This is a genomic window from Oceanidesulfovibrio marinus (assembly GCF_013085545.1).
Classification (GTDB): domain Bacteria; phylum Desulfobacterota; class Desulfovibrionia; order Desulfovibrionales; family Desulfovibrionaceae; genus Oceanidesulfovibrio; species Oceanidesulfovibrio marinus.
Window position 1 is genome coordinate 1,510,220 of sequence record NZ_CP039543.1, and the last position, 24,051, is coordinate 1,534,270.

24 protein-coding genes are annotated in these 24,051 nt (G+C 63.5%); 10 read left to right on the forward strand and 14 right to left on the reverse strand.

Features of this window, described 5'->3' with window-relative positions:
- The gene (locus tag E8L03_RS06800) at window positions 1-957 is read left to right on the forward strand and encodes a glycosyltransferase family protein (protein ID WP_171266912.1); all 957 of its coding nucleotides are present in this window, start codon (window positions 1-3) and stop codon (window positions 955-957) included.
- 45 nt (window positions 958-1,002) lie between these two features.
- Here E8L03_RS06800 and E8L03_RS06805 read toward each other — a convergent pair whose 3' ends face one another.
- The 3 genes from E8L03_RS06805 to E8L03_RS06815 form a co-directional block, all read right to left on the reverse strand.
- Window positions 1,003-3,252 carry an EAL domain-containing response regulator gene (locus tag E8L03_RS06805; RefSeq protein WP_171266913.1) on the reverse strand — a complete coding sequence of 750 codons (2,250 nt, stop codon included), beginning with the start codon at window positions 3,250-3,252 and terminating at the stop codon, window positions 1,003-1,005.
- Between the two features lie 508 nt (window positions 3,253-3,760).
- Window positions 3,761-4,144, reverse strand: a complete 384-nt coding sequence (locus tag E8L03_RS06810) for a hypothetical protein (RefSeq protein ID WP_144306137.1) — start codon at window positions 4,142-4,144, stop codon at window positions 3,761-3,763.
- Between the two features lie 109 nt (window positions 4,145-4,253).
- Window positions 4,254-4,556 carry a hypothetical protein gene (locus E8L03_RS06815; protein WP_144306136.1) on the reverse strand — a complete coding sequence of 101 codons (303 nt, stop codon included), beginning with the start codon at window positions 4,554-4,556 and terminating at the stop codon, window positions 4,254-4,256.
- Between the two features lie 180 nt (window positions 4,557-4,736).
- Here E8L03_RS06815 and E8L03_RS06820 point away from each other — a divergent pair, with 180 nt between their 5' ends.
- The 5 genes from E8L03_RS06820 to E8L03_RS06840 all read left to right on the forward strand — a co-directional run bounded on the left by E8L03_RS06820 (window position 4,737) and on the right by E8L03_RS06840 (window position 9,342).
- Complete coding sequence (locus E8L03_RS06820; protein ID WP_171266914.1) at window positions 4,737-5,315, forward strand: hypothetical protein; 579 nt, start codon at window positions 4,737-4,739, stop codon at window positions 5,313-5,315.
- A 203-nt stretch (window positions 5,316-5,518) separates the two neighbouring features.
- The gene (locus E8L03_RS06825) at window positions 5,519-7,258 is read left to right on the forward strand and encodes an aldehyde ferredoxin oxidoreductase family protein (protein WP_144306134.1); all 1,740 of its coding nucleotides are present in this window, start codon (window positions 5,519-5,521) and stop codon (window positions 7,256-7,258) included.
- A gap of 158 nt (window positions 7,259-7,416) precedes the next feature.
- Window positions 7,417-8,037, forward strand: a complete 621-nt coding sequence (locus tag E8L03_RS06830) for a hypothetical protein (protein WP_144306133.1) — start codon at window positions 7,417-7,419, stop codon at window positions 8,035-8,037.
- Window positions 8,038-8,096: 59 nt separating this feature from the next.
- Complete coding sequence (locus tag E8L03_RS06835; RefSeq protein ID WP_144306132.1) at window positions 8,097-8,324, forward strand: MoaD/ThiS family protein; 228 nt, start codon at window positions 8,097-8,099, stop codon at window positions 8,322-8,324.
- 196 nt (window positions 8,325-8,520) lie between these two features.
- Window positions 8,521-9,342, forward strand: coding sequence for a HesA/MoeB/ThiF family protein (locus E8L03_RS06840; RefSeq protein WP_171266915.1), 822 nt, complete (start codon window positions 8,521-8,523; stop codon window positions 9,340-9,342).
- A gap of 110 nt (window positions 9,343-9,452) precedes the next feature.
- Here E8L03_RS06840 and E8L03_RS06845 read toward each other — a convergent pair whose 3' ends face one another.
- From E8L03_RS06845 to E8L03_RS06870, 6 genes are all read right to left on the reverse strand, one after another.
- Window positions 9,453-10,028 (reverse strand): GAF domain-containing protein, encoded by a 576-nt coding sequence (locus tag E8L03_RS06845; RefSeq protein ID WP_144306130.1) that lies wholly within the window; start codon window positions 10,026-10,028, stop codon window positions 9,453-9,455.
- Window positions 10,021-11,355 (reverse strand): HDOD domain-containing protein, encoded by a 1,335-nt coding sequence (locus tag E8L03_RS06850; RefSeq protein WP_171266916.1) that lies wholly within the window; start codon window positions 11,353-11,355, stop codon window positions 10,021-10,023. The genes E8L03_RS06845 and E8L03_RS06850 overlap by 8 nt, the downstream gene beginning before the upstream one ends.
- Before the next feature lie 45 nt (window positions 11,356-11,400).
- Window positions 11,401-12,144: a 3'-5' exonuclease gene (locus tag E8L03_RS06855; RefSeq protein ID WP_216367947.1), complete on the reverse strand. Its 744-nt coding sequence runs from the start codon at window positions 12,142-12,144 to the stop codon at window positions 11,401-11,403.
- Window positions 12,145-12,151: 7 nt separating this feature from the next.
- Entirely contained in the window at window positions 12,152-14,089 is a 1,938-nt protein-coding gene (locus tag E8L03_RS06860; protein WP_171266917.1) for a DUF294 nucleotidyltransferase-like domain-containing protein, read from the reverse strand.
- A gap of 198 nt (window positions 14,090-14,287) precedes the next feature.
- Window positions 14,288-16,063 (reverse strand): sodium:solute symporter family protein, encoded by a 1,776-nt coding sequence (locus E8L03_RS06865; RefSeq protein ID WP_171266918.1) that lies wholly within the window; start codon window positions 16,061-16,063, stop codon window positions 14,288-14,290.
- 215 nt (window positions 16,064-16,278) lie between these two features.
- The gene (locus E8L03_RS06870) at window positions 16,279-16,530 is read right to left on the reverse strand and encodes a DUF4212 domain-containing protein (protein ID WP_144306125.1); all 252 of its coding nucleotides are present in this window, start codon (window positions 16,528-16,530) and stop codon (window positions 16,279-16,281) included.
- Between the two features lie 378 nt (window positions 16,531-16,908).
- Between E8L03_RS06870 and E8L03_RS06875 the strand changes: the two genes are divergently transcribed.
- Together E8L03_RS06875 and mazG are read left to right on the forward strand one after the other, a co-directional pair.
- On the forward strand, window positions 16,909-17,508 hold the full coding sequence (locus tag E8L03_RS06875; protein WP_171266919.1) for a CvpA family protein: 600 nt from the start codon (window positions 16,909-16,911) through the stop codon (window positions 17,506-17,508).
- Between the two features lie 36 nt (window positions 17,509-17,544).
- A complete protein-coding gene (gene mazG / locus E8L03_RS06880) occupies window positions 17,545-18,339 on the forward strand; it encodes a nucleoside triphosphate pyrophosphohydrolase (protein WP_171266920.1) in 795 nt (264 codons plus the stop codon).
- Between the two features lie 148 nt (window positions 18,340-18,487).
- Here the strand turns inward: mazG and cmk are convergent, their stop codons facing one another.
- The 3 genes from cmk to E8L03_RS06895 form a co-directional block, all read right to left on the reverse strand.
- The gene (gene cmk / locus E8L03_RS06885; RefSeq protein WP_171266921.1) at window positions 18,488-19,168 is read right to left on the reverse strand and encodes a (d)CMP kinase; all 681 of its coding nucleotides are present in this window, start codon (window positions 19,166-19,168) and stop codon (window positions 18,488-18,490) included.
- Window positions 19,168-20,301: a histidinol-phosphate transaminase gene (hisC, locus tag E8L03_RS06890; protein ID WP_171266922.1), complete on the reverse strand. Its 1,134-nt coding sequence runs from the start codon at window positions 20,299-20,301 to the stop codon at window positions 19,168-19,170. The genes cmk and hisC overlap by 1 nt, the downstream gene beginning before the upstream one ends.
- A gap of 137 nt (window positions 20,302-20,438) precedes the next feature.
- A complete protein-coding gene (locus tag E8L03_RS06895; protein WP_144306120.1) occupies window positions 20,439-20,882 on the reverse strand; it encodes a universal stress protein in 444 nt (147 codons plus the stop codon).
- A gap of 326 nt (window positions 20,883-21,208) precedes the next feature.
- On the opposite strand from E8L03_RS06895, the gene E8L03_RS06900 reads away from it, so the two are divergent.
- Entirely contained in the window at window positions 21,209-21,703 is a 495-nt protein-coding gene (locus tag E8L03_RS06900; RefSeq protein ID WP_144306119.1) for a hypothetical protein, read from the forward strand.
- Window positions 21,704-21,918: 215 nt separating this feature from the next.
- On the opposite strand, the gene thpR is transcribed toward E8L03_RS06900, so the two are convergent.
- Window positions 21,919-22,557 carry an RNA 2',3'-cyclic phosphodiesterase gene (thpR, locus tag E8L03_RS06905; protein ID WP_171266923.1) on the reverse strand — a complete coding sequence of 213 codons (639 nt, stop codon included), beginning with the start codon at window positions 22,555-22,557 and terminating at the stop codon, window positions 21,919-21,921.
- A gap of 31 nt (window positions 22,558-22,588) precedes the next feature.
- A complete protein-coding gene (locus tag E8L03_RS06910) occupies window positions 22,589-23,083 on the reverse strand; it encodes a CinA family protein (RefSeq protein ID WP_171266924.1) in 495 nt (164 codons plus the stop codon).
- A 165-nt stretch (window positions 23,084-23,248) separates the two neighbouring features.
- Between E8L03_RS06910 and E8L03_RS06915 the strand changes: the two genes are divergently transcribed.
- A complete protein-coding gene (locus E8L03_RS06915; RefSeq protein WP_171266925.1) occupies window positions 23,249-24,031 on the forward strand; it encodes a hypothetical protein in 783 nt (260 codons plus the stop codon).
- The last annotated feature ends 20 nt before the right edge of the window (window positions 24,032-24,051 follow it).

Genomic DNA, 24,051 nt, shown 5'->3' on the forward strand with positions numbered 1-24,051 from the left:
ATGCTTACCGCCGATTCCTGCCGCCCGCAGGTGGCTGTTCTCCCGGCCGCCGGCCTGGGCACGCGCATGCGCGGCGTCGATCCCCTGCTGCCGCCGAACCTGCCCAAGGAGCTCTATCCCGTGGCCGGGCTGCCGGCCATCCACCATGCCCTGATGCTCGCCATTGATGCTGGCATTCCGCACGCCGTGGTTGTCGTGCGGGAGGATAAGCACGCCCTGCGCCGCGTGCTGGCCGATCCTTGGACAGCCATGGCCGCCTATCCGCAAAGCGCCGAGGTCTCAGCAGCCATCGCACGCCAGCTCACGGTGCATGTCTGCTTCCAGGACTCGCCGCGGGGCGAGTGCGACGCCCTGGCCGCTGCGTGGCCCGTGACAAAGGGGCTGGCGCAGGAGCAACCTGTCACCGTGGTCTACCCGGACAATCTCGTCTTTCCCGGACCACATCGGAATGTCCCGCTGTTGTTGCGCCTTGCTGCCGCCGTGCAACAGACCGGACGCGAGACCGTAGCGCTTATGCCCACGGGCGCAGAGCCTCGCGACGATATCTCGGACTCGGGCCGGGTGAACCTCGCGCCCTGGGTGGATGATGATCCTGAGCATTCCATGGATGAGGCCCTGTCGGGCCTGCACAGCATCACAGGCTTTCTGCCCAAAGGTCCCGGCATGTTCACACCGCGGTTCCCGGACGAGCTGCGCACCTGCGGCATCTACGCCGCCACAGCGCGGTGGTTCGAGGCTATTGAAAGCGCCCTGTCCGATGGATTGCCTGCGGCAGGAACCGAGCTGACCGACGGCGTGGTGCGCAGGCGGATGCTGGATGCCGGCGCGGTGTTCGCCGGGCTGGAGACAGGGGCCGATGTGCTCGACATCGGCAACCCGGCTGGCTACCGCCGTGCAGTCTCCCTGCTGGGGCGGGGGGAGTGCCGGCCCGAACGGCTCACAGCGGCCGGCGCTTAATTGGCGCGTATTATTTGGTAAGGACGCCGCAGCGGACCGGAGCGATCACTTGCCCATGGCCTTGGGGGACCAGTCCCGGCCGTGCTGTTGCAGATGCGCAAGGACATCCGTCGCCGGCAGAGGCTTAGCGTAGTAGTAGCCCTGGGCGAAGTGGCAGCCCATCTTGGAGAGTATCCGAGCCTGCTTGATGTTCTCTATGCCCTCGGCGACCACGCTCAGACCGAGGCTCTTGCCCATGGCCAGAATCGCATCCACCATGCTCTTGGCGCGCATATCCACCGATCCGTTGGAGGACAGCCGGCTGACAAAGGCGCGGTCGATCTTGATGACGTCCATGGGGAAGCGGTGCAGGTGCGCCAGTGACGAGTAGCCCGTACCGAAGTCGTCCAGACAGAGATCGATGCCCAGGGCCTTGATGCCGGAGAGGATGACGCCCACGGTGGTCATGTCCTCCATGAGCACGCTCTCCGTGACCTCCAGCTTGAGGTTGGTGGGCTTGAGGCCGGATGTGGACAGGGCGCCGCTCACCTCGCCCGGAAACAGGGTGCGCATGGCCTGCTTGCCGGAGATGTTCACGCTGACGAAAATGTCCCGCTCTTCCGGTGCGTCCTGGCAGCAGCCCAGATCGATCCACCCGGCAAGGTCGCGCAGGGACTGGTGCAGGATGAACCGGCCAAGATCGTGGATGGTGCCGGTCTCCTCGGCCATCGCGATGAACACGTCCGGGCCGATAAAGCCGCTCTCCTTATGAATCCACCGCGCCAGGGCCTCGAAGCCGGTGAGCAGGCCGTCGGAGATGCGAACAATGGGCTGGTAGTAGACGGTAAAGCCCATCTCGCGGGCATTCTTCTCTGTGGTCAGCGCCCTGCGCATCTCCGTTTCCAGGGTGAGCACCTGCCGGGCCTCGTTGTGCATGGCCTGGTCGTACACGCGGACGTGCCCGTGCGAATCGTGCTTGGCGCGATACATGGCGATGTCCGCATCGCGCATGATGTCCTCGGCCGATGCATACTCCGCCGTGGCGGCCACAATGCCCACGCTGGCGTTCAGGTAGTACTCGTGCTCTTCAAGGCGGAAGGGCTCGCGGAACTCCCGCAGCAGGCGCCTGGCCACGCGCAGGCCGTCCCGCGCCGATGCTTCTTCGTCGCGCGTCTTCTCCACGAGAATCGCGAACTCGTCGCCGCCGAACCGCGCCAGGGACTCGCTGGAGCGTACGCACCCATGCAGCCGCTCCGCAATCTGCTTCAGGAGCTGGTCGCCCACGTAATGGCCCTGGCTGTCTACGACCACCTTGAAGCGGTCTATGTCCAGAAAGAGCACGGAGAAGGAGTAGCCTTCTTCGCGATGCATCTTCTTGCATGCCGCTTCCAGGCGGTTCATGAACAAGGCGCGGTTGGCCAGGCCGGTCAGCGGGTCTTCGAAGGCCTGCTTCTCCAGCAGCCGCTCGGCGCGTTTCTGCTCGGTCATGTCGAAAAGCACACCCACGGCGCCCTGTATCACGCCCTGCGCATCTTGAAACGGCCCCAGGGTGACATGCAGGTCCATGGACTCGTCATCACCTCGTTGCACATTGATGTCGTAGCTGCAGCGGCCCTCGGTGCCGTTGCCGATCCCCGCTCCTTCTTGCTCGTCGTAGCGGCGCACTATGGACAACAGCTCCCTGGGCATCAGCTCCTCGGACTTCATGCCCACGATGTCCTTGTCGCCAAGGCCGGCGAACTCCCGAAAGCGCTGGTTGCAGCCCAGGAAGCTGCCCTCGCGATCGCGGTAGTAGACCGGCGTGGGCAGCGAATCGAGCAGCGTCTCCAGAAATGCGGTGTGGTCCTTCAGGCGCGCGTGGACCTCCTCCAGCTCGACGGTGCGCTCTTCCACAAGCCGCTCCAGCTCTTCGCGGTACAGCTTGTTCTCGCGCCTGAGCCGCGCTCCTTCCAGGGCATGGTCCACGCAATGGCCCAGAAGCGAAAGGTCGATGATTGGCTTGGTGACGAAGTCGCTGGCGCCCAGGCGCAACGCGCTGATGGCGTCCTGCATGACACCCGTGCCGGAGACGATGATCACGGGGATGGCCGGGTTCATCTCCCGGAACATGGAAAGGAGCTGCAGCCCACCCATCTCCGGCATGCGTAGGTCCAGCAACACGATGTCCGGCTCGCTCTCCTGAAAAAGCTTCAGCCCTTGCTTGCCGTTCTCAGCCTCCAGGACCTCATGCTCCATGTCCTCGAAGTATGCACGCATGGAACGGCGGACGTGTACGTCGTCATCAATAAGAAGCAGCGTGGCCGGCTCAGTGCTCATAGGGGATCTCTCTGCACCGGTAGCGGAGTGTAGGTTATGCAAAACTGGCAGATGTGCGCCGACTGTATCTTATTAATAACCGTACATGGCCTGTGGCGCAAAGGGGTTATTGAGGCTTTTGCAACGCCAAACCAATATGCATAACACCGGCGGCATGTTGCGAAAAATGCGTGTCTGGCCAAGCCGAAACCGAGAGGCGGCCGCGCAGGATGGCGGAAACGCAGGCATGGCTTTTTGCGGCGAGCCCATCCGCATCGCCAGACTCCGCCTGTGGACAACGCCGGCGCGGCGCGGGCACACAATGCTCCGGCCCGCAAGGCAACGATGCCCGCGGCCAGCACCCACGAACGTTCTGTGCACGGCTCCATGTTGCCGGAGCGCGTGCATCAGACGCCAGCACATGTTTCGTGTGTAAGAAAACAGAGGGACCGGGTCAACTCCGGAAGGCGGAGTTCACCCCCGCAAACCATTGGCCCGCGCCGATTTGCGGTGGTCGGGAAGGAAAACGCTACTGCGCCGGACCGGAGCTGTCGTCGTCGAACAGGTACGGCGAGCCCTCGCCCTCCTGCTCCAGAATCTGCATCTTGTCTTCGAGCCACTCCGTGAGCGCCCGGGCCGTGTGGTAGCTGATGATGACTTTGGTGCGGATCACGCGCTCCACGGCGCGGGTTTCCTCTTCGAGGTCCGGAATTTCCGGCCCCACGCTGCCGTCCGGATGGACCATCTGCTCGGACTCGGTGGGCAGCTCGTCGCTCTCGGTGTAGAGGTTCAGCTCTATCTCGCCGTGCGCGTTGATCCCGCCCCAGACGCCATGCGCAAGGAAGGTGTTGCAATCGTTGGAAAGCTTGTACTTGTATCGAATCTTGTCCGGGTACTTATAGTCCTGGCCCATGGGCGCAGCTCCTTGGCTGCGCGGCCGCCATTGCGCCGCGCTCCATTGTTCGTGCGAGTTTCTGTACGACGGGTGTGTGTACGCAGGAAGGGCCGATCCTGCAAGTGGGCTACGCCACCCTGCTGAGAACCGATCCCGTGGCCTGCTCCGGGGGGCGGGCGTGCGCCCCGGATGCGCCTGTTTTGAAACCGGCCAGTACGCGTTCGGCAAAGCCGGCCTTCCATTCGGCGTCGCCCTTTTCGGCAATGGCGCGGGAGATGGCGTCGGAGTCGTCCATCATGGACGTGTACCGCTCCGGCAGATACGGCAAATCCTTGAACGAGAGAAAAGGCGGATCACGGTACTGATCCATGAAGTTCTCGATGCCCAGCGCGTAGCTGCTCGTCTCGAATGTGGCGGCGATTATACCCATGTGCGCGCTCCCGGGCGAACCCGCGTTTCGCATGTTCCGGCGTAGCTCCATTGGTACGCCGCTCACGGCGGGAAGTAAAGCCGCCCCAGCCGCGCAATTCGCGCCATTTGAGCTCGCGCCGCTTTTGCAGTATGCAAGACCGCCTTATCGCATCACGACCAGCACAACCAGGAGCACCCCATGGCCTCTCCGCGGAAGAAAGCAGCCAAGCCTCGCCACACCATAGAAGTCCTTGAGGCGACCCCCTACCTCGATATGGAGCAGTTCATGCTCCTCAGCCAGTCCAGGCGGCTGGAGACCAAGGACCTGGAGCTTGCCGACCGCATGCTCGTCCGTTGGGCCGACTACCTCCACGCCCGGCGCATCAACGCCGCCGGAGAATCGTACCTCCTGATCTGGCTGGACAAGTTCGTGGAGGACGAGGTCAACGCCACCTGGGAGAGCTCCCCGTCCCAGGCGTTCACCATGAACTCCCTGGCCCAGGCCATACTCATGGCCGCCGTGCGCGAGCACCTGCCCCACGTGGCCACGGACGGTTGCGCGCCGGTTCCCCGTCCTTCCCGAGCCCTGCGCGAGGCCCTGGACGAGGTGGGCATCCGCTGGGAGGAGCACGCCACCCTTTCCCGCCAGTACGCCATGCTCACCCCCATGGGCGGCGTCACCGGTTGCGGCGCCTGCTACCTCAAAAAAGAGTGCCCCAGGATGACACTGGGCGAAATTTTTTCTGAGGACCCCGCAGAGGGCGGTGCAGAAGAGTAGCCCTGACAAGGGTTTTTTCGTTTTATTCTGACATTTTTCCCATTTTGACCCCCTCCTTGCATAGGGGTATTTGGGATGTATTGGAATAGTTGGGTCGTCTGGCAGCGGCTCAACCGGCAGCGTCACGTTTGTGGTCTGAACGACAATGTTGCGTAGCTGCACAAGCTACCGCCCAATATGTCCCTACATGTAAGGAGGAGGCAATGGACAAGATTCTTCGCATCGACGTCGGTGCTCCCGGCGGTCCGAAAGCCACCGTGGAGGCCCTTGGCGAGTACGCCGGTCTCGGCGGCCGCGCCATGACCAGCATCGTGGTTTCCAAGGAAGTTCCGGCCGACTGTCACCCGCTCGGCCCCGAGAACAAGCTCGTCATCGCTCCCGGCATCGCCACCGGCTCTGCCGCGGCGTCGTCCGGCCGGCTTTCCATCGGCTGCAAGAGCCCGCTCACCGGCGGCATCAAGGAATCCAACGCCGGCGGCCAGCCCGGCATGTATCTCGCCCGCCTGGGTTACGCCGCCATCATCATCGAGGGCGAGCACGACCGTAACGGCGGCTTCTACAAGGTTGTCATCAATGAAAGCGGCGTGACCTTCGAGGACGCCGGCGACCTGGTGGGCCTGCGCAACTACGCCATGGCCGAGAAGATCAAGGAGCAGTACGGCGACAAGGTCGGCCTCATCTCCATCGGCACGGCCGGCGAGATGCGCATGCTTGCCGCGTCCATCGCCTGCACCGATCCCGAGTTCCGCCCCACCCGCCACGCGGGCCGCGGCGGTGTCGGCGCTGTCATGGGCTCCAAGGGCATCAAGTGCATCGTGGTGGATTCCGGCGGCGCCAAGATGCGCCAGCCTGTCGATGCCGAGGCATTCAAGGCCGGCAACCGCAAGTTCGTGGAAGGCCTGCGCGGCCACGCCGTGACCGGCGAGGGCCTGCCCGCCTACGGCACCAACATCCTTACCAACATCCTCTGCGAAGCAGGCGGCTATCCGACCTACAACTTCAAGGAAGGCGTGTACAAGGGCGCGGAGAAGATCTCCGGCGAGACCATGGCCGAGACCGAGAAGGTGCGCGGCGGCAACCCCACCCACGGCTGCCACCGCGGCTGTGTTATCCAGTGCTCCGGCGTGTTCGTGGACAAAGACGGCAACTACGTCACCAAGCAGCCCGAGTACGAGACCGTCTGGGCCCACGGCGGCAACTGCGGCATTGACGACCTGGACACCATCGCCAAGCTCGACTTCATGGATGACGACATCGGTCTGGACACCATCGAGATGGGCGTGACCATCGGCATCGCCATGGACGCCGGCGTCATCCCCTTTGGTGACGCCGAAGGCGCCGTGAAGCTGCTGGAGGAAGTGGGCCAGGGCACGCCGCTGGGCCGCATCCTGGGCGCCGGCGCCGGCATCACGGCCAAGTGCTTCGGTCTGGAGCGCGCCCCAGTGGTCAAGAACCAGGCCATGCCTGCCTACGATCCCCGCGCGGTCAAGGGCGTGGGCGTTACCTACGCCACCACCACCATGGGCGCGGACCACACCGCCGGTTACGCCGTGGCCACCAACATCCTCAAGGTCGGCGGCGACGTCGATCCCCTGAGCTCCACCGGCCAGGCCGATCTCTCCCGCAACCTGCAGATCGCCACGGCCGCTCTGGACGCCACCGGCTTCTGCCTGTTCATAGCCTTCGCCATTCTCGACCAGCCCGAGACCTTCCAGGCCATGCTCGACACGCTGAACGGCCTGAACGGCTCGAACCTCACGGCCGACGATGTGGTTGAGCTGGGCAAGACCATCCTCCGGGCCGAGCGCGAGTTCAACAAGGAAGCCGGCTTCACCAACGTGCACGACCGCCTGCCGCGCTACTTCCGCCGCGAAAAGCTGCCGCCGCACGACGTGGTTTTCGATGTGACCGACCAAGAGCTGGACTCCGTCTTCAACTTCTAGAGCATGGTAAGCTTGAAAAGGTTTAGAGGCTCTTATGCATTTATCTGAAACAACAGCAACTTGTTTCAGATGGGAGTCCTGCTTCAAGACGAAAATGCGCTAGTCACGCACAACCACAAAGGGGGACCGTTTCCGGCCCCCCTTTGTTCATCCACGCCATGAACACGACCGCCTCCCAACCCGATCTGAGCGCCGCCATCCAATGCGCGGCCGGCCCCGAGATCGTCCCCGCAGTCCTGCCCCTGCTCCAGGGCGGCGTGCTGCTGGACTTCATGCCCGGCTGCACCGTGGAGTCCCTGATGGTGGAGCGCCTCGGCATTGATCCCGAGTACGCCTTCGGCCGTGTGCAGACCATATTTCTGGACGGCCACCCCGTGGACAGGCTCGAAGACACGGTCCACGACGGCGCTGTCATTGCCCTGTCGGCCGCCTTGCCCGGCCTCATCGGCGCCACCATGCGCAAGATGGGCGTGCTCTCCTCGTTCCGCTCCGGTATCAGCCACCGCAACGACGCCTCCATCACCACGGGCGGCGACGGCGTTTTCACCCTCAAGCTCTTCAACGTGGTGCTGCCGGAGCTCGGCCCGGAAATCCTCACGCGCGGCGTCTTTCTCACCGCACAACGGTTTGCCAGCCGCCTGGCCATGCTGCCCACCGCATTCTTCCAGGACCAACCGTCCATTATTCTGGACGGCCGCGAGGTCCGGCTCACCCCGGATATGACCGCCCTGCCCGGCATTGACCCGGCGCAGCTCCTGCGGCTCACCATCCGGCCCTGATGCCCTTGTCCTCAACGCCACGACACGATACCCTGCCTTTTCATGGAGGATTCCGCGGCATGGCTCTGACTATCAAATGCTTTGCAACGCTCTCGTCCTACCAGCCCGAGGACAACGAGAACTACCCCCACCAGGCGGGCGACACCGTTGCCTCGGTCATGGCGCGCCTTGGCCTGCCGGACGACGAGGTCCACATCATCTTCATCAACGGCCGGCATACGAACCGCGAGGCCCCGGTGTCCGACGGCGACCGCCTCGGCTTCTTCCCTGCCGTGGGCGGCGGCTAGAAACAACGTTCGACCAAAGACAAATACGCCTCCGGCGGGCTGGGTGACGCTGTCCCCCAGCACTCCCTGCCGGGGATCACTGGTCCCCGGACCCCATTTATAGGTCCAGGGAGCTTAGCTCCCTGGTGGGAGCCCGAGGGCAAAGCCCCCGAATCGCACATGCGAGCGCTACAACCGAAGAAAGGAACAGCCGGCAATGACCGATCCGTCTCCGGACACGATAGCCCGCGCCGCCCTGGAGCCCTTTGCCGGCGGCAATCCGCTGCTTCCGGCGGACGAGCACGCCATTGCCGCACAGTCCGGTCTCGGCCTGCGGCAGGTGGAGCGCATCGCGTTGTCCATGGGTGTGCTGCCGGAGCGCTACCGCCGGAACACGAGCTCCATCAGCGTGCATGAGCAGGCGCGGCTGCTAGGCTCCTGCGTGGCCATGGTCGGCCTGGGCGGATTGGGCGGGTATGTGCTGGAGAACCTTGCCCGTCTCGGCGTGGGATGCATCCGCGCGGCCGAGGGCGACGTGTTCGAGGCATCGAACCTGAACCGCCAGCTTTTGGCCGAGGAGCGTTGGCTGGGCGAGCCCAAAACCGACTCGGCACGGGAGCGCGCGGAGCGCATCAACCCGGCTGTGGAGCTGGAGGTGGTGGACGCCTTCCTGGACGAGACCACGGTGGCGGATTTTCTGAAGGGTGCGGATCTGGCTGTGGACTGCCTGGGCGGTCTGGACTTCCGCGCGACATTGCAGCACGCCGCGACGGCGGCCGGCATTCCTATGGTGACGGCGGCTGTGGCCGGTTGGTGCGGCTATGTGGGGTGCGTCGCGCCCGGAGCGCCCGGCCCGGCCGACCTGCTGCCCCACGCCGGCGGCGTGGAAGATACGCTGGGCACGCCTGCGCCCACGGTGATGCTCGCCGCCTCGCTCCAGGCGCGGGAATGCGTGCGACTCCTTCTGGGCGGCACGGCCGAGCCCACGGTGCTGCTCTTCGACCTGAGCGACGGCACGTTCGAGACAATCCGCTTCTAGACACGCCGCTCCTCGCCGCAAATCACACAACTGAAGGCTCCCATCCTTTGAATGGGCTAGCGATGATGCGGCCCGGAAGACGGCCTTCGCGGCTGGGAGTGGCCGGAATACTACTCGCTACGGCTCTTGTAGAAGAACTGGTAGAGCTCGAAGCTCTCGATGGCGTTGGCGCAGTTCTTGAGCACGATGGAGAGGAGCGCCAGGAGGATGGAGGAGATGCTGCGCTCCGTGCGGGTGGTCAGGCCGATGAACATGCCGCGCACGCGGGAGCTGGTGGCCAGCACGTGGAGCACGAGCCGATGGTTGCCGTCCTGGGAGTACACGGTGATGGGCCGGTTCTCGCGGATGGCCATGGCAAAGATGCCGGTATCGATGAGGTGGGAGACCTCGCGCCGGATGATCTCCTCATGGATGGAGGGCTCGCACGAGGCGAGGACAAAATCGTTGTTGTCCTCGTCCACCAGGTAGAAGGCCGTGGCGTGGAAGCTCACGAAACGCGAGATGCGCTCGGCGGTTTCCGCAAGAATCTGGTTCGGTTCGTGGAGCTTGTTGATGGATGTCTGAAAGTCCCCCAGAGACGACGCCATCTCCAGGATATCCAGAGTCAGCCGGGCTTGCTCCTCGAGGGTCCGTATGCGGTCTTCGAGTTCCCTGCGGCTCGCGGAGGATTTTGTGTGCTCAGGCATCACTCAAAAAGAACCTCAGAATCTGGTCCGCTTGATGGTGCATTTGCTTCGCAATCTCAGAAAGAGAGGAGAGCGGTATATCAAGCCGTTCCCAGGCGCTTTCGGGATACCGGGGCATGTAGCGTTCTCCACTGGTACCGAGTTCCATTCCATGGGCAAGCCAGTCCGCGGTGAGCAGGATGGACGCCTCCTGCGGGTTGGCAGAGCGTTCGATGTTGTGGTGACAACCCACGTTACGTTCCAACGATACCGGTAGACGCCATTCCTTGAACAGTGCCGCAGCCAGCTGTGGATGGCCGAAACCAAGCAGCTCCTTTTCGGCATCTATCAACAGACGACCCGCCTGGTCAGCCCAGTCCAGAGCATCGTGCATGGGTCCTGGGAGGTGCTTGTACATCAGGAGCCGGCCAACGTCATGCAACAATCCGGCTACGAAAAAGCGCTCCGTATTCGGCGTCTTGTGGTAACTGGCCAACAGACGCGCGCCGATTCCCACGGCGATGCTGTGCCGCCAGAACCCCTCCATGCTGATGTGACGGCTGGAAATTCCGCGGAAATGCGTCACCACGGAAATGCCCATGGCCAGGGCCACCAGCTGGTTGGAGCCCAGGATGGCCACAGCGCGGGAGACCGTATCGATGGGCACGGAGAGGCCGTAGAACGGGCTGTTGACCACCTTGAGCACGCGCATTGCCAGATCCGGATCATTGGAGATGATCTCGGCGACGTCCGAGGCAGAGCTGCGCGAGTCGTTCACCACGTCCACCAGCTTGTGGAAGACCACCGGCAGCGAGCCGAGCTTCACATCCTCAAGTATCAGCTCCGCCGGCGAGAGTCTGAGCGGCGGCACGTGCGGCGGCGTCTTCTCCTTCGGAGGAGTCGGAGGCATGCTGGCAAGCAGGTCCTCCGGGGTATAGCCGCGCGTCTCCGCATCCCGCGCCTTGCGCAGCAGCAGAAAGTTCAGGAACTCTTTCACCGGACGCAGGGTGACGTCATCAAACACGAAGCGCGCCAACAGGTACTGCCTGGCGGCTTTCACGAGCTTGGAGTCAATTTGCGAAAGGTCTTTGATATTTTCCTGTTCCTGACTGACCCCTTTGACGTCCGCCTCGGTCACGCCCCATATCTTCAATATACGCAAATGCTTTTCATTAATAACCGTTCCGCAGCCAATAATCTTGCGGCCGTTGCCGTCAAGAATATCAGAAGCGAGCTCCATGCCGCTGCGGAGGGCTGTTATGCTGACGATACCCATGTATTGCTTCTTGGAAGGAAGTGTGGCCCGGAAAAGAAGTACCTCAACCAATATCTCTTCTCCAGCAAACACTTGTACTCTTAGAAGGAAGCTAGGGCAAGCAGGATCAGGCATCGCCTAGAGGTACCACCGCCAGCTCCGACCGGCCAGATAGAGGTCGTGCAGGGTGTGGATGCCTCCCTGCCGAAGCTTCCGCACCAGGAAGAGGAACAGATACGCCGTCTGCAACGCGTCCTGCAGGGCGTCGTGCCGGCCAAAGGCCGGCAGCCCGTAGCGCGTGGTCAGGTCGTTGAGATGATACGAGATGTTCAGGTCGTAGCGGTCGTAGTACGACTCCCAGAGCTCGGCCTCGTACACCTGGGCCAGACGCATGGTGTCCACGCCCGGATTCTTCAGCGCCGCCCCCAACGCCTTGCGGCAGGCGCGGTTCAGAAAGCGCATGTCCAGGCCCACGTGGTGGCCCACCATAAAGCTCGTCCCCAGCCATACCACGAAATCCGGCAGCACATCCTCCAGCAGCGGCCGGTCCCGGACCTGCTGTGGCGTGATGCGGTGGATCAGTGTGGACGTCTTGGGCAGATCGCCGTGCGGCCGCACGATGGCGCTGAATGTGTCGGAGGGATCGAGCTCCATGCTACGGATGCGCACCCCCCCGATGGAGACGATCTCGTCGCGTCTGACGTCCAGGCCGGTCAGCTCCGTGTCCACCACGGCGAACTCGTACTCCTCCAGAGGCTTGTGCTGATCAATCTCCCGAAAGCACTCGTGGTTCCTCGCCAGCAATTGATTCGACGGCGACGGCGCGAGCAGCCCGCCCATGAACTTTGCAAAGCGCTCGGGCAATGTCTGATTGCGAATCATGACCACCTCAAGCGATGTTCAGTTTGTACAGATCCTTGAGAAACGACTGGATACGTCCGATGACGTGGAACGCCTCCTTGAGCGTGCGCTTCTCCAGCTCGGAGAGGATGTCCGGAGCCACGTGGTTGTGCGGTTCCTCGCCCCGCTCCCACTGGGCCAGCTGATGTACCAGCCGCAGCTGCATGAGGAATTCGTACGCCTCGCGGACCTCGGAGACGAGATCGCGCGAGACAATGCCGTCCTCGCCCACGGCCTCCAGCCGCGCCAGGGTGTTGGTCTCGGCAATGCCCAGCCGCAGGGCCAGAACCCGCGCAAAGTCCGCAATGGGGGCGATGCCGCGCTCCTTGAGGTCCAGCTTGTTCTTGTGCTCGCCGTTCTTCTCCACGATGAAGCCGCGGAAAAAGGAGAGCGGCGGACGCGCCTGCAGGCAGTTGGCCGCCAGATAGCGCTGGAAGACCTCCTGGCGCTGGATGAGCGGCAGAAGGTGCCGCTTCAGCTCCTCGGCAAAGGCGCTCTGCCCCGGACCGGCCCGGAAGTCGAAAAAGATGGCCGCATGCATGACCTCCTCGGGCTCGGGCTTGAGTATCCAGCGCTCGAAGGTCTCCTTCCACTGGGACAGAGTAAGCCGCCACTTGGGATTGCTGGCCATGATCCCGCCAGGACACGACGGGAACCCCGCCTTCACGAGGTGCTCGATGACGCGGGTGGTGAACGCCTCGAAGTAGACAGCCGCGGCCCTGGCGATGACCGGATCCTCCACGTCCCGGATGATGATGGCGTTGTCCTGGTCGGTCTTGAAGGTCTGCTCGCGGCGGCCCTCGCTGCCCATCATCATCCAGCAGAACTCCACCGGCGGCGGCCCCAGCGACTTGAGCAGCAGCTTGATCACCTGGCCCAGCAGACAGTCATTGATCACGGTGATCATGCTCGTGATGTGGCCGGCCTTGGCGCCCTCCTCCACCAGCGCGCGGATGACCTGCGGCGTCCTGTGGGAGTGGTCGTAGAGCCCCTCTATCTCGCGCTGGGCCATGATCTCCCGGAACAGCGCCATGGGCGACTTGCCCTGCATGACCACGATGTCGTGCGCCGTGATCATGCCGGCCACGCGGCCGTCCCGCGTCACGGCCAGGTGGTGGAGCTCCCTGTTCATCATGGTCATCAGCGCGTCGAAGCAGGTGACGCGCTCGTCCACCGTGGCCAGGGGCGAGGACATGATGATCTCCACTGGCGCTTCGGGCGGCATGCCCACGGCTATGGTCTTGCGCAGATCCTTGTCCGTGACGATGCCCAGGTGCTCGCCGGAGGGGTCGGCCACCAGCACCGAACCCACGCGGTTGCGCTCCATGAGCTGCGCCGCCTGCTGGATGGTCGCCCCCATGGGGATGTCCACCGGCGGCCCGTGCATGATCTGCCCCACGCGGGAGCCCATGAGGTAGAGCGCCCCAGGCTCCGGCAATGCGCCGCTGCGCTCCTTCAGCTCCTCAAAGGCCAGGGCCGTATACTCGTCGGCAAACGCCTTGGCATAGAATCGCGCCACCTGGGGATGCTTCTCCACGATGGAGAGGAAGGTCTCCTTGGGTACCTTGATGAAGAAGGTGTCCTCCACGGTCTCGGCGCTCAGGCGCGCCCGGCCGCCCTGAACCAGGGCCATGCCGCCCACGGCCCCGCCTTCCCCGCGGAAGTCCACCAGCGTCTCCCGGCCAGTCTCGTCCTTTGCATAGAGGCGCACGCCGCCCTTCTGCACCAGATACAGCGCCTCCACCTCGCTCTCGCCCTGGATCAGGAACCGTGAGCCGGACGGCAGGAAGTCAATGCGCGCATGGGAGGCCAGCATCTCCAGACTGCGCGACTCCAAACCGCTGAACGGCAGCGTCCGCCTGAAGAAGGACAACACCATCTCCGGCTGCGCGCCGGGATCGCTTCTGTTGCCGTCACGGATTCCCATGGATTCAGTGTACCTTGCTCTGCCCTTTCCCTACACAAGTTATTTCACTTGCACCGGCCGTGATCCGAGGGCCTTGCCCTCGGACTCCCACCAGGGAGTACGGCTCCCTGGACCCATTTCTGGGGTTCAGGGGAACCATGTTCCCCTGGCAGGGGGCGTGGGGGACAGCGTCCCCCACACCGGCCTGCCGGAGGCGTATCAATGATCCACGGCCGCACCAGCCCCACGGGGGATGCGCACGGAGTCGACGAGCTCCTGGATGTCGTCCGGCGGCGGCGCGGTGAGCTTGGAGACCACGATGGTCACGATGAAGTTGATGACCATGCCGACAGCGCCGATGCCTTCCGGGCTGATGCTGAAGAACCAGGGCTTCACGCCGAGGAACTTGGTCTGGATGATATACAGCATGGTGAAGCCGATGCCGCAGATCATGCCGGCGATGGCGCCTTCGCGGTTTGCCCGCTTCCAGAACACGCCCAGCACAAGAATGGGGAAGAAGCTGGACGCGCCCAGTCCGAAGGCCAGCGCAACGACCTGGGCCACGAACCCCGGCGGATTGATGCCGAAGTAGCCGGCGATGACAACGGCCACGCCGATCATGATCCGGCCCAGCAGCAGGCGCTGCTTTTCCGAGGCCTGGCGGTTGATGACGCGGTAGTAGAGGTCGTGCGAGATGGACGAGGCAATGACCAGCAGCAATCCGGACGCCGTGGAGAGCGCCGCGGCCAGGCCGCCGGCAGCGACCAGGGCGATGACCCAGGCGGGCAGCTTGGCGATCTCCGGGTTGGCCAGAACCATGATGTCGCGATCCACATACAGCTCGTTGGGGCTGTCCGTGGGCGCGTTGGCGAGCTCCAGCTGGCCCATGGCACCCTTCGCGCCCGTAAACTCCGGCTTGCCCTGGAAGGCGGCGCCGGCCCGGTACTCGATGATGCCGTCGCCGTTCTTGTCCATCCAGGCGACCAGCCCGGTCTCCTCCCAGTTCTTGAACCACGAGGGCGCCTCGGCGTACGGCACGTTGTTCACGGTCTTGATCATGTTATACCGCGCGAACCCGGCCACGGCAGGCGCCGTGGTGTACAGAATCGCGATGAACAGCAGCGCATAGCCGGCCGAGAGGCGCGCGGCCCGGACGCTGGGGACCGTGTAGAAGCGGATGATGACGTGTGGCAGACCAGCCGTGCCGACCATCAGCGCAAAGGTCATGGCAAAGACGTCGAGCATGGACTTCTGCCCGGCTCCGAAGGCCGAGGTGTACTCCGCAAACCCCAGGTCCGTACTTATCTTGTTCAGTGTCTCCATGAGGTACTGGCCGGCGTCCTGGCCCTGGGCGATGGTCCCGCCGAAACCGAGCTGCGGAATGGGGTTGCCCGTGACCTTCATGCTGATGGCCACGGCCGGGATGAGGAAGGCGATGATCAGCGTGATGTACTGCGCCACCTGCGTCCAGGTGATGCCCTTCATCCCGCCCAGGCCGGCGTAGAAGAACACAATGAACATGCCGATGACCACGCCGGTGGTCACGTCCACGCCCAGGAACCGGCTGAAGACGATGCCCACGCCGCGCATCTGGCCGGCAACATAGGTGAGCGAGACAAAAATGGCGCAGACCAGAGCCACGATGCGCGCGGCCGTGGAGTAGTAGCGGTCGCCCACAAAGTCCGGCACGGTGAACTTGCCGAACTTGCGCAGGTATGGAGCCAACAGCAATGCCAGCAGCACGTAGCCGCCAGTCCAGCCCATGAGGTAGACGCAGCCCTGGTAGCCCATGAAGGAGATGAGGCCGGCCATGGAGATGAACGAGGCCGCGCTCATCCAGTCCGCGGCCGTGGCCAGACCGTTGGCAATGGGCGGCACGCCGCCGCCGGCCACGTAGAACCCGCGTGTGTCTTTCACTCGCGAGCTCCACGCGATGAATATGTAGATGCCGAAGGTGAGACCCACCATGATGTAGGTCCAGACTTGTATGGACATGGTCGATGCTCCTTCAAAAGGATAAATATGACTTTTGGCGTCTTCGAAGCAGCTAGACTTGTTGCTCGTGCGTTCGAGGGCTTTGCCCTCGAGCTCCCACCAGGGAACAATGTTCCCTGGACCCTATTCTGGGGTCCGGGGACCAGTGATCCCCGGCAGGGGCTTGGGGGACGGCGTCCCCCAAAAACCACCGCTACCTCGATGTTGCGCTGCGCTTACTCGTGAACGTCGAACTCCCTGTCCAGCCGGGACATGAGGAAGAAGTAGACGAAGATGAGCGCCACGAAGACGTAGATGGCTCCCTGTTGGGCGAACCAGAACCCGAGGGGGAAGCCGGCGATGTGGATTGTGTTGAGCGGTTCCACGAGCAGGATTCCGCATACGTACGAGACCAGGAACCATATCGAGAGCAGCACGATCATGTAGCGCACGTTGCGCCGCCAGTAGGCTTTGAGATCCTTGGCCATGGGCGTCCTCCTTGGGGTTTGGGGTGATCGCGTATCCCTTTGTACGGCGGCTGCAATCCACAATGCATGCGCTTTCCGGTGGATGGCGGGAAACCCCGCCATGAACGGGGAGAACTGGCAGGGCCTGCCGTTCACCGCGCACCAGCGACCGTTCGTCCCGGACCGGCCTCGATCCGGACGCGCCGCCCGCATTGTTCGGCGCATGGGCTCGCGTTCCGAAAACGCATCCGCCGTCCGCAGCACGGTACAAACCGTTTACCGGCCGAAACGCGACATCACCTTTCAGGATTCCGGGCACTTCCCCTTACCCGATACTTTTGGTACCCCTGTCTCCATTGCTGCGTCTGACTCTTCAACCTCCCTCGGGGACGCCCTGGCATGAACATGCTCGACATCATTTTTGTGGTCGTACTGGCTTACACCGCCATCCGGGGGCTGTTCCGGGGCCTCATTCTCGAAGTCGCCTCTCTGGGCGGCGTCGTTCTCGGCATCTACCTGGCCATGCACTACCACGAGGAGCTCGGCGAACCCCTCTCCCACGTGATCTCCAATCCGGACTGGGTCGTCATCGCCTCCTATCTGATCATCTTCATCGCCACGATCCTGCTCGTCTCCTTCGCGGCCGGGCTCACCCGCGCCATCGTCAAGAAGACCGTGGCCGCATGGCTGGACTATCTGGGCGGCTTCGCCTTCGGCATCCTCAAGGGCGGGCTGGTCTGCGCCATTGTTTTCTGGCTGTTCGTCTCGGTCATGCCGAACTCGTCCATGGCCGAGAACTCTCGCGCCGCGCCGTACATCATGGAGTACAGCCGCATCCTGTCGCGCTACGTGCCCGACTCCGTGCGGTCCATGATCCCCGGCCACAACTCCGGCGACGTGCACCCGGGGCCCCAAGGCTCCGGCGACAAGCCCCGGCAACCCGGCTACGAGCCCTACGGCCCCACCGGGCCTTCCGACGGCAGCACGTCCGACATCTGATCCTTTGCAACCGACAACTTTTGAGGCCGTATTCCCATGAGTCGATCCTTCGACAAGCTGCTTGACGTCATCGATGCCCTGCTCGGACCCGAGGGCTGCCCCTGGGACAGGGAGCAGACCCCGCACACACTGTGCGACTACGTGATCGAGGAAGCCTTCGAGATGGTGGAAGCCATCCGCGCCGGGGACCCGGTGGAGGCGGCCGAAGAAATGGGCGACCTCCTCTTCCTGCTCTGCTTCATCAACCGCTGCTACCTGAAGCAAGGCTCCGACATATCCATGGACGACACCCTGGACATGATCCGGCGCAAGATGATCCGCCGCCATCCCCACGTTTTTGGCGAGGAATCCGTCAACGGCGCCGGCGATGTGATCACCAACTGGGAGAAGATCAAACGCGAGGAAAAGGCCGAAGCCGCCAATGGCGACGAGCCGCCCAAGGGCGTGTTCTCATCCCTGCCCAAAGGCCTGCCGCCGCTCCTGCGCGCCTACCGCATCCACTCCAAAGCGGCGCGCAACGGCTTTACCTGGGCAACGGACGCCGACCTCGAAGGCCAGCTCGCATCGGAATGGAAAGAATGGCAGGAGGCCGCCGCCTCCGGCGACCAGCAGCGCAAAGAAGAAGAGTTCGGCGACTACCTCTTCACCCTCGTGGAGCTGGGCCGGCGTCACTCCATCAAGGCCAACTCGGCCCTGCACGACGCCAACACCAAGTTCCTCACACGCTTCGACCGCATGGAACACGCCGTCCAGACCCAGGGCAAGGACGTGGCCGATGTGGACCTGGATACGCTGAATTCGTTGTGGGATACGGCGAAGAAAGAAGAGTAACGGCTATTGAACGTGATCCGAGGGCTTTGCCCTCGAACTCCCACCAGGGAGCTAAGCTCCCTGGACCCATAAATGGGGTCCGGGGACTAGTGGTCCCCGGCAGGGGGCTTGGGGGACGGCGTCCCCCAGCCGCCGGAGGCATAAAAAATCAGCCCGCAGCCTTGATTTCCTGCATCAGGCGTTTGAAAACGCCATCCACATCAAGTTTTCCAGTATCAATAAGGATAGCGTCCTCGGCTGGTTTGAGGGGCGCTTCTTTGCGGGTGCGGTCCTGGTGATCGCGGGCCGCGATCTGCGCGGCGAGGTCGTCGAGGCTGGGCAGGTCGGAAGCGCCCATTTCCTTGAGCTGATCGAGCCGGCGTTGCGCGCGGATCTCCGGGGCGGCTTCGAGGAAGAACTTGTACGCGGCCCTGGGGAAGACCACGGTGCCCATGTCCCGGCCTTCGGCCACCAGGGGCGTTGCCACCCCGAGCCCCTGCTGCGCCTCGCGGCAGTAGGCGCGGACTGACGGCAGCGTGCCCACGGTGGACGCGAGCATGCCCACGCGCTCCGTGCGAATCTCGTCGCCCATGGGAACATCGTCCACCAGGAGGCGGGTGCCCTCGCCGGAGCCGTCCAGGGAGAAGTGGATGGCGCGGAGCGTTTGCAGAATATCCGCCTCGGACATTGCCGTGGCTTCTTCGCCCAGGCGCATGCCGCAGACGCGGTACATGGCGCCGGTATCCATGTAGGGAATGCGCAACGCGCCGGCCAGCCGCTTGGCCATGGTAGTTTTGCCCACGCCGGCCGGGCCGTCCAGAGTCACGATATGGCGGAAGGGGTCTGCCATTACGCCAGCACCTCTTTCAGGTTGTCGATGAAGGCCTGGTTCTCGCGCTCCGCGCCGATGGAGACGCGCAGGCTGTCCGGCAGGCCGTAGCTGCCCAGCGGCCGGATGATGATGCCGCGCTCCAGCAGCTTCTCGAAGACATCCTTGGCCGACAAGGGGCAGCCTTCGGGCAGGGCAAAGAGAATGAAGTTGGCCTGGGTGGGCTTGGGCGTACAGCCCAGGGCCGAGAGCTGCGCCGCGAGCCATTCCCGGCCGGTGTGCACGGCCTTCAGCGTGGCCTCATAGAAGCAGGTGTCCTCGATGGCCGCGATGCCGGCCTCCTCGGCCATCAGGTTCACGCTGAACGGCAGGCGCACCCGCCAGAGGTAGTCGGCCAGAGCCGGGTGCATCATGCCGTAGCCGAGCCGCAAGCCGGCCAGGCCGTAAACCTTGGAGAAGGTCCGCAGGATCACCAGGTTGTCCAGCTCGCCCAGCAGGTTGCGGATGGAGTACTCCTCTTCCGGCACGGCAAAGTCCATGTACGCCTCGTCCACCACCAGAATGCACGTCTCCGGCAGGGAGCGCGCGAACTTTTCCAGCAGGGACGCCTTGGGCGCGTAGCCCGAGGGGTTGTCCGGCGAGGTGACGAAGACCAGGGCCGTGTGTTCGTCCACGGCCGCGGCGAGCTTGTCGAGGTCATAGGTAAAGTCCGCCTCCACCGGCACCTGTCGGAACTCCACGCCCAGGAACTTGGACTGGAGCTTGTACATGGAGAAGCACGGCTTGAAGGCCAGCACATTGTCCCGGCCCGGCACGGCGCGTACGCGGATGAGGATGTCGATGATCTCGTCGGAGCCGTTGCCTACCACCACGCGGGAGGGGTCCACGCCCATGCGGTGGGCAATGGCCTTGCACAGCCGCGGCGTGTCCGGCTTGGGATAGCGGAAGGCGAATCCCACCGACGCCTTGAGGCGCTTCTGCACCAGGGGCGGCACCCCCAGCGGGTTCTCGTTGCTCGCGAGCTTGATGACGCATTCGAGGCCGTAGCGCTCGCGGATTTCCTCGATGGAGAGCCCGGCCGCGTAGGGCTCGAAATCGAGCACCTCGGGCCGCAGGGCCTGGACTAAAGCGGGGAGTTTCTGTTGGTCTGCCATTGTCTTTTCGAGAGTGTTCGTGTGGAGGTCGGGGCCATGCCCCGCCATCTGCAAATGCAAGAAAAAAGGCCCGACCGGGTGAGCGGCCGGGCCGTCAATGCATACTTCCGAACGGCGTGGGAATCAACCTGGCGGTACTACTTGCCGGGCCGGACCGTGAGCACGGGGATGGGAGAGCTCTTGACGACCTTCTCGGCCACGGAACCGAAAAGGATGAGGTCGATGCCGGTGCGGCCATGAGTGCCCATGACGATCATGTCGGCCTTCTCGTCCTTGGCGACCTTGAGGATCTCCTCGGCGGCGTAGCCGGTGGCGACCTTGCCGGTGGCCTTGACGCCTTCGAAGTGCTCGGACAGGAAGTTGTCCATGCTCTTTTCCGCGCCGGTCACGATCTCGCCCACAAAGTTCTCGATGGACGTGGGCGGCACGTGGAAACCGACATACTGGGACAGCGAGGGCGCCGCATAGAGCACCACGATCTCGGCGCCGAATGCGTTGGCCATGGTCTTGGCCGTTTCGGCGACGGACGGGCTGAACTCGGAAAAGTCGACGGCGCAAAGAATTTTTTGGACCTGTTTCATCACAATCCCCTTTTGATACGCTGGAGCGGCGGTGTCGGGGCCGCTTGTTCATTATAAAGTCATTACTTCATCTTGTGCCAGATGCGGGTATGATAGACAAGGCATTTCTTCTGTTTTACAGAGGCAGTACGGTCGGAACACGGCGCAAAGAAACGTTTTTTGGCTTGATCGTTCCCGGCCGGACACCGGAGCAGATCCTTTGGCCGCCATACGGCAAAAAGTTCCGGGCCTCCAGGAAATTTATTCTACCATTTCATAATGTTGCAAATATCACACGATTGGCAAGCTTATTGCTTCGTCCTGATGCAAACCAGTAGGGGGAGCCTATGAAGATCAGACCGGAACAACTCGAATCACTGAGGCGAGAGGAAGAGCTCCGGTCCCGCTCCCAGCCCGACAAGACAGGGAAGTTCGGGGACATGCTCGCACAGGAAGTGCGGAAGGGTAAATCCCCCGAGGCTGCGGAAGGGGCCACGCCCCCCGGACGCACCGAGGCCGCGCAAGCAGCCGAGGACGTCCAGAATGTGGACCGGGCCGAGGCAGTGCAACCGCCTACCACAGAGCGTGAGGTAATGGAAACACTAGACCACGTCTTCAACAAATGGGAGCAGTACGCCGACAGCCTGAGCAGCAACCAGGAAGAAGGCGACCTGCGTCACGCGTACGGGGTCCTGGAGGACATTTCGAGCGATGTGGAGGGACTCAAGGCCGCCGCCGGCGGTCTGGAGGAGCAAAACCCCTCCCTGCAATCCATGGTGGATTCTCTTGAGATCCTCACCGTTACCGAACGGTTCAAGTTCAATCGCGGAGACTACCTCTAGGGGCAACCGGCAGGGACCTTGTTCCACCGTGCCGGCGGCTCCTGCAGTTACCACAACCTTTGTCCGATACGGCGGGTCGCACACTCCCCCGGCCCGCCGTGTGGGGCATCGCCCCACGCACCGAATCCAATCGTCCGGCGCTTTTTTCCGCGCCAACTCGTTTCTCGTTACCGAATACAACGCCTGACCGCGCTGTCGCCTCTTGCATTCCACTGCTAACCATTGCTGGACTCGCTCGTCGCTCCAAAGCTCGCCAAGGGCTCGTAGCGCGGACCGGCCTCGCTCAGGTGGCTGCGCCAGAGGATGAACGAATCCATGGTGACGGGCGGCCACTCCACGCGGCCCAGGCCGGCAATGCATTCCTGCCAGGCGTTGGCGTCCGGGATTTTCTGGAACGATTCGTCCCCTGCTCCGCGCTTCGCACCGGTGTGCTTGTGGCGTTTGGATTTGCCGCGCTTGGCCCGCGCCAGGGTCAGATGGGTGGTGAATGGCCGGTCGTCCGACTCGAAGCCAAGCGGAATGAGCGACTGCTGCACTTCGCTTGCCAGGGCGGCAACTGCCTGCTCGCCGTACAGCGCGCCCACCCACAGCACCTTGGGCCTGCCCTGGGGCGGAAAGACCCCAGCCCCGCCAGCCTGGAAGGTGAACGGCGCAAAGGCCACGGCCGACAGCGCTTGCTCCAGGTCCGGCTGTTGGGATTCCTCCACCTCGCCCAGAAACGCCAGAGTGATGTGCCAGTTGCCGGGTCGCGTCCAGGTAAGCGGCGGCGCAAAGCGTGGCCCCCATTGCCTGCGCACGCGTTCCAGCCCGTCCTGATAGCTCTCGGGCAGCGGCAGTCCGACAAAGCAGCGCATGAAGGCCCCTCCTTGCGAGTCTACCCGTGATTTAGGGTGTTTGCCCCCGGACCATTCTGAGCATGCCGCGCAGGGCCCGGCGCACCGAGGCCAGGCGCACGGCCTCGCGGTCGCCCTCCAGATGCTCGGTGCACGCCGTAGTCTCGCCGTTCAGATGCCAGCCAAAGCAGACCATGCCCACGGGCTTGTCCGGCGTGCCGCCGGTGGGGCCGGCAACGCCGGATATGGAAAGAGCGGCCTGTGTTTTCAAGAGCTGTGCCGCACCGTAGGCCATGGCCAGCACGGTCTCCTCGCTCACGGCGCCTTTGGTGTTCAGGATGGCGGCATCGACGCCCAGCAGTTGCTCCTTCACCTCGTTGTGGTAGGCGATGACGCCGCCCATGAACCAGTCCGAGCTGCCGGAAATGGCCGTGAGCGCGCCGCCCACGAGCCCGCCGGTGCAGGACTCGGCCACGGCAAGGGTCAGGCTCTGCGCCAGGAGCGCCTCGCCGAGCTCTCGGGAAAGCTTCTCGATATCATCAATCATAGTGTGGTATGTGATTGTTATTGGTTGGCGCGGGAATGCATCGAACGCGCGGGGTAACGTTCACTATACCGCTTCGCCCTGTGCACGCAAACCCTCGCCAGTACGCATCGCACCTTGATTTCCCTTTCGGAAGGCGGCACAATCCGAAACGTTAAGGAATAGCCCATGACCGTTCTTGAAGAATTTTCCAAAGGACTCGCCGACGAGGTACTGGCCGAAGCTGCGGACAGCTTCTTCAGTGCGCGTGTACGCATCGACCGGGAAGAGGAACTGCTGCGCGAGCGGGCCGCCGCGCTCAACCGCAAGGTGGAACACGTGCTGGACGCCGTGGCCCTGCTGCACGCCATGCTGCTGGACAAATCCACGGTCCTCTCCTTTTACAAGGCCGTGGGCCTGGATCCGTACGCCGGCGAGGAGCTGTGCAATCACGCCTGCGGACGGACGCCGGTGCTCTCCCTGGGCCGGCCCTTCGGCCTGACCGCTGCCTCCCGTTTCTCCAGGCTCATGAAGCTGGCGTATGAACGCGCCCAGCGCGAGCTCAACGCGTATATCAACGGCAGCTACGCCAAGGACCAGGAAGGCCGGCAGCGGTTGTCCGTGAACTATGTTTCCGTGATGAACCAGTGCGAGGAGCTCAACGAGGCCATCCGCAAGGTGAACAAGAACCACGCCCCGTCGTGCGTCATGAACTTCTGCAAGTGCCTGGACCCGGACACCATGCAGAAAGAGCGCGTGACCGGAGCCGTCGAGGGCGGCTCCCTCTGCGACCTGGACCACGACCTGATGATGTTGCCCGTGGACTGCTCCACCCTGCACCTGACGCCGCTCCCGGAGCTGCCGCCGCTGGCGGCGGTCGCCGACGCCGTCACGCGGTTCGCCAAAGAGCTGTATGCAAAGCGCGGCGAAGAAATCAGCCGGGCGCTTGAATCACTGCCACATCCATCCTGAACGAACACCCCTAGCGAATA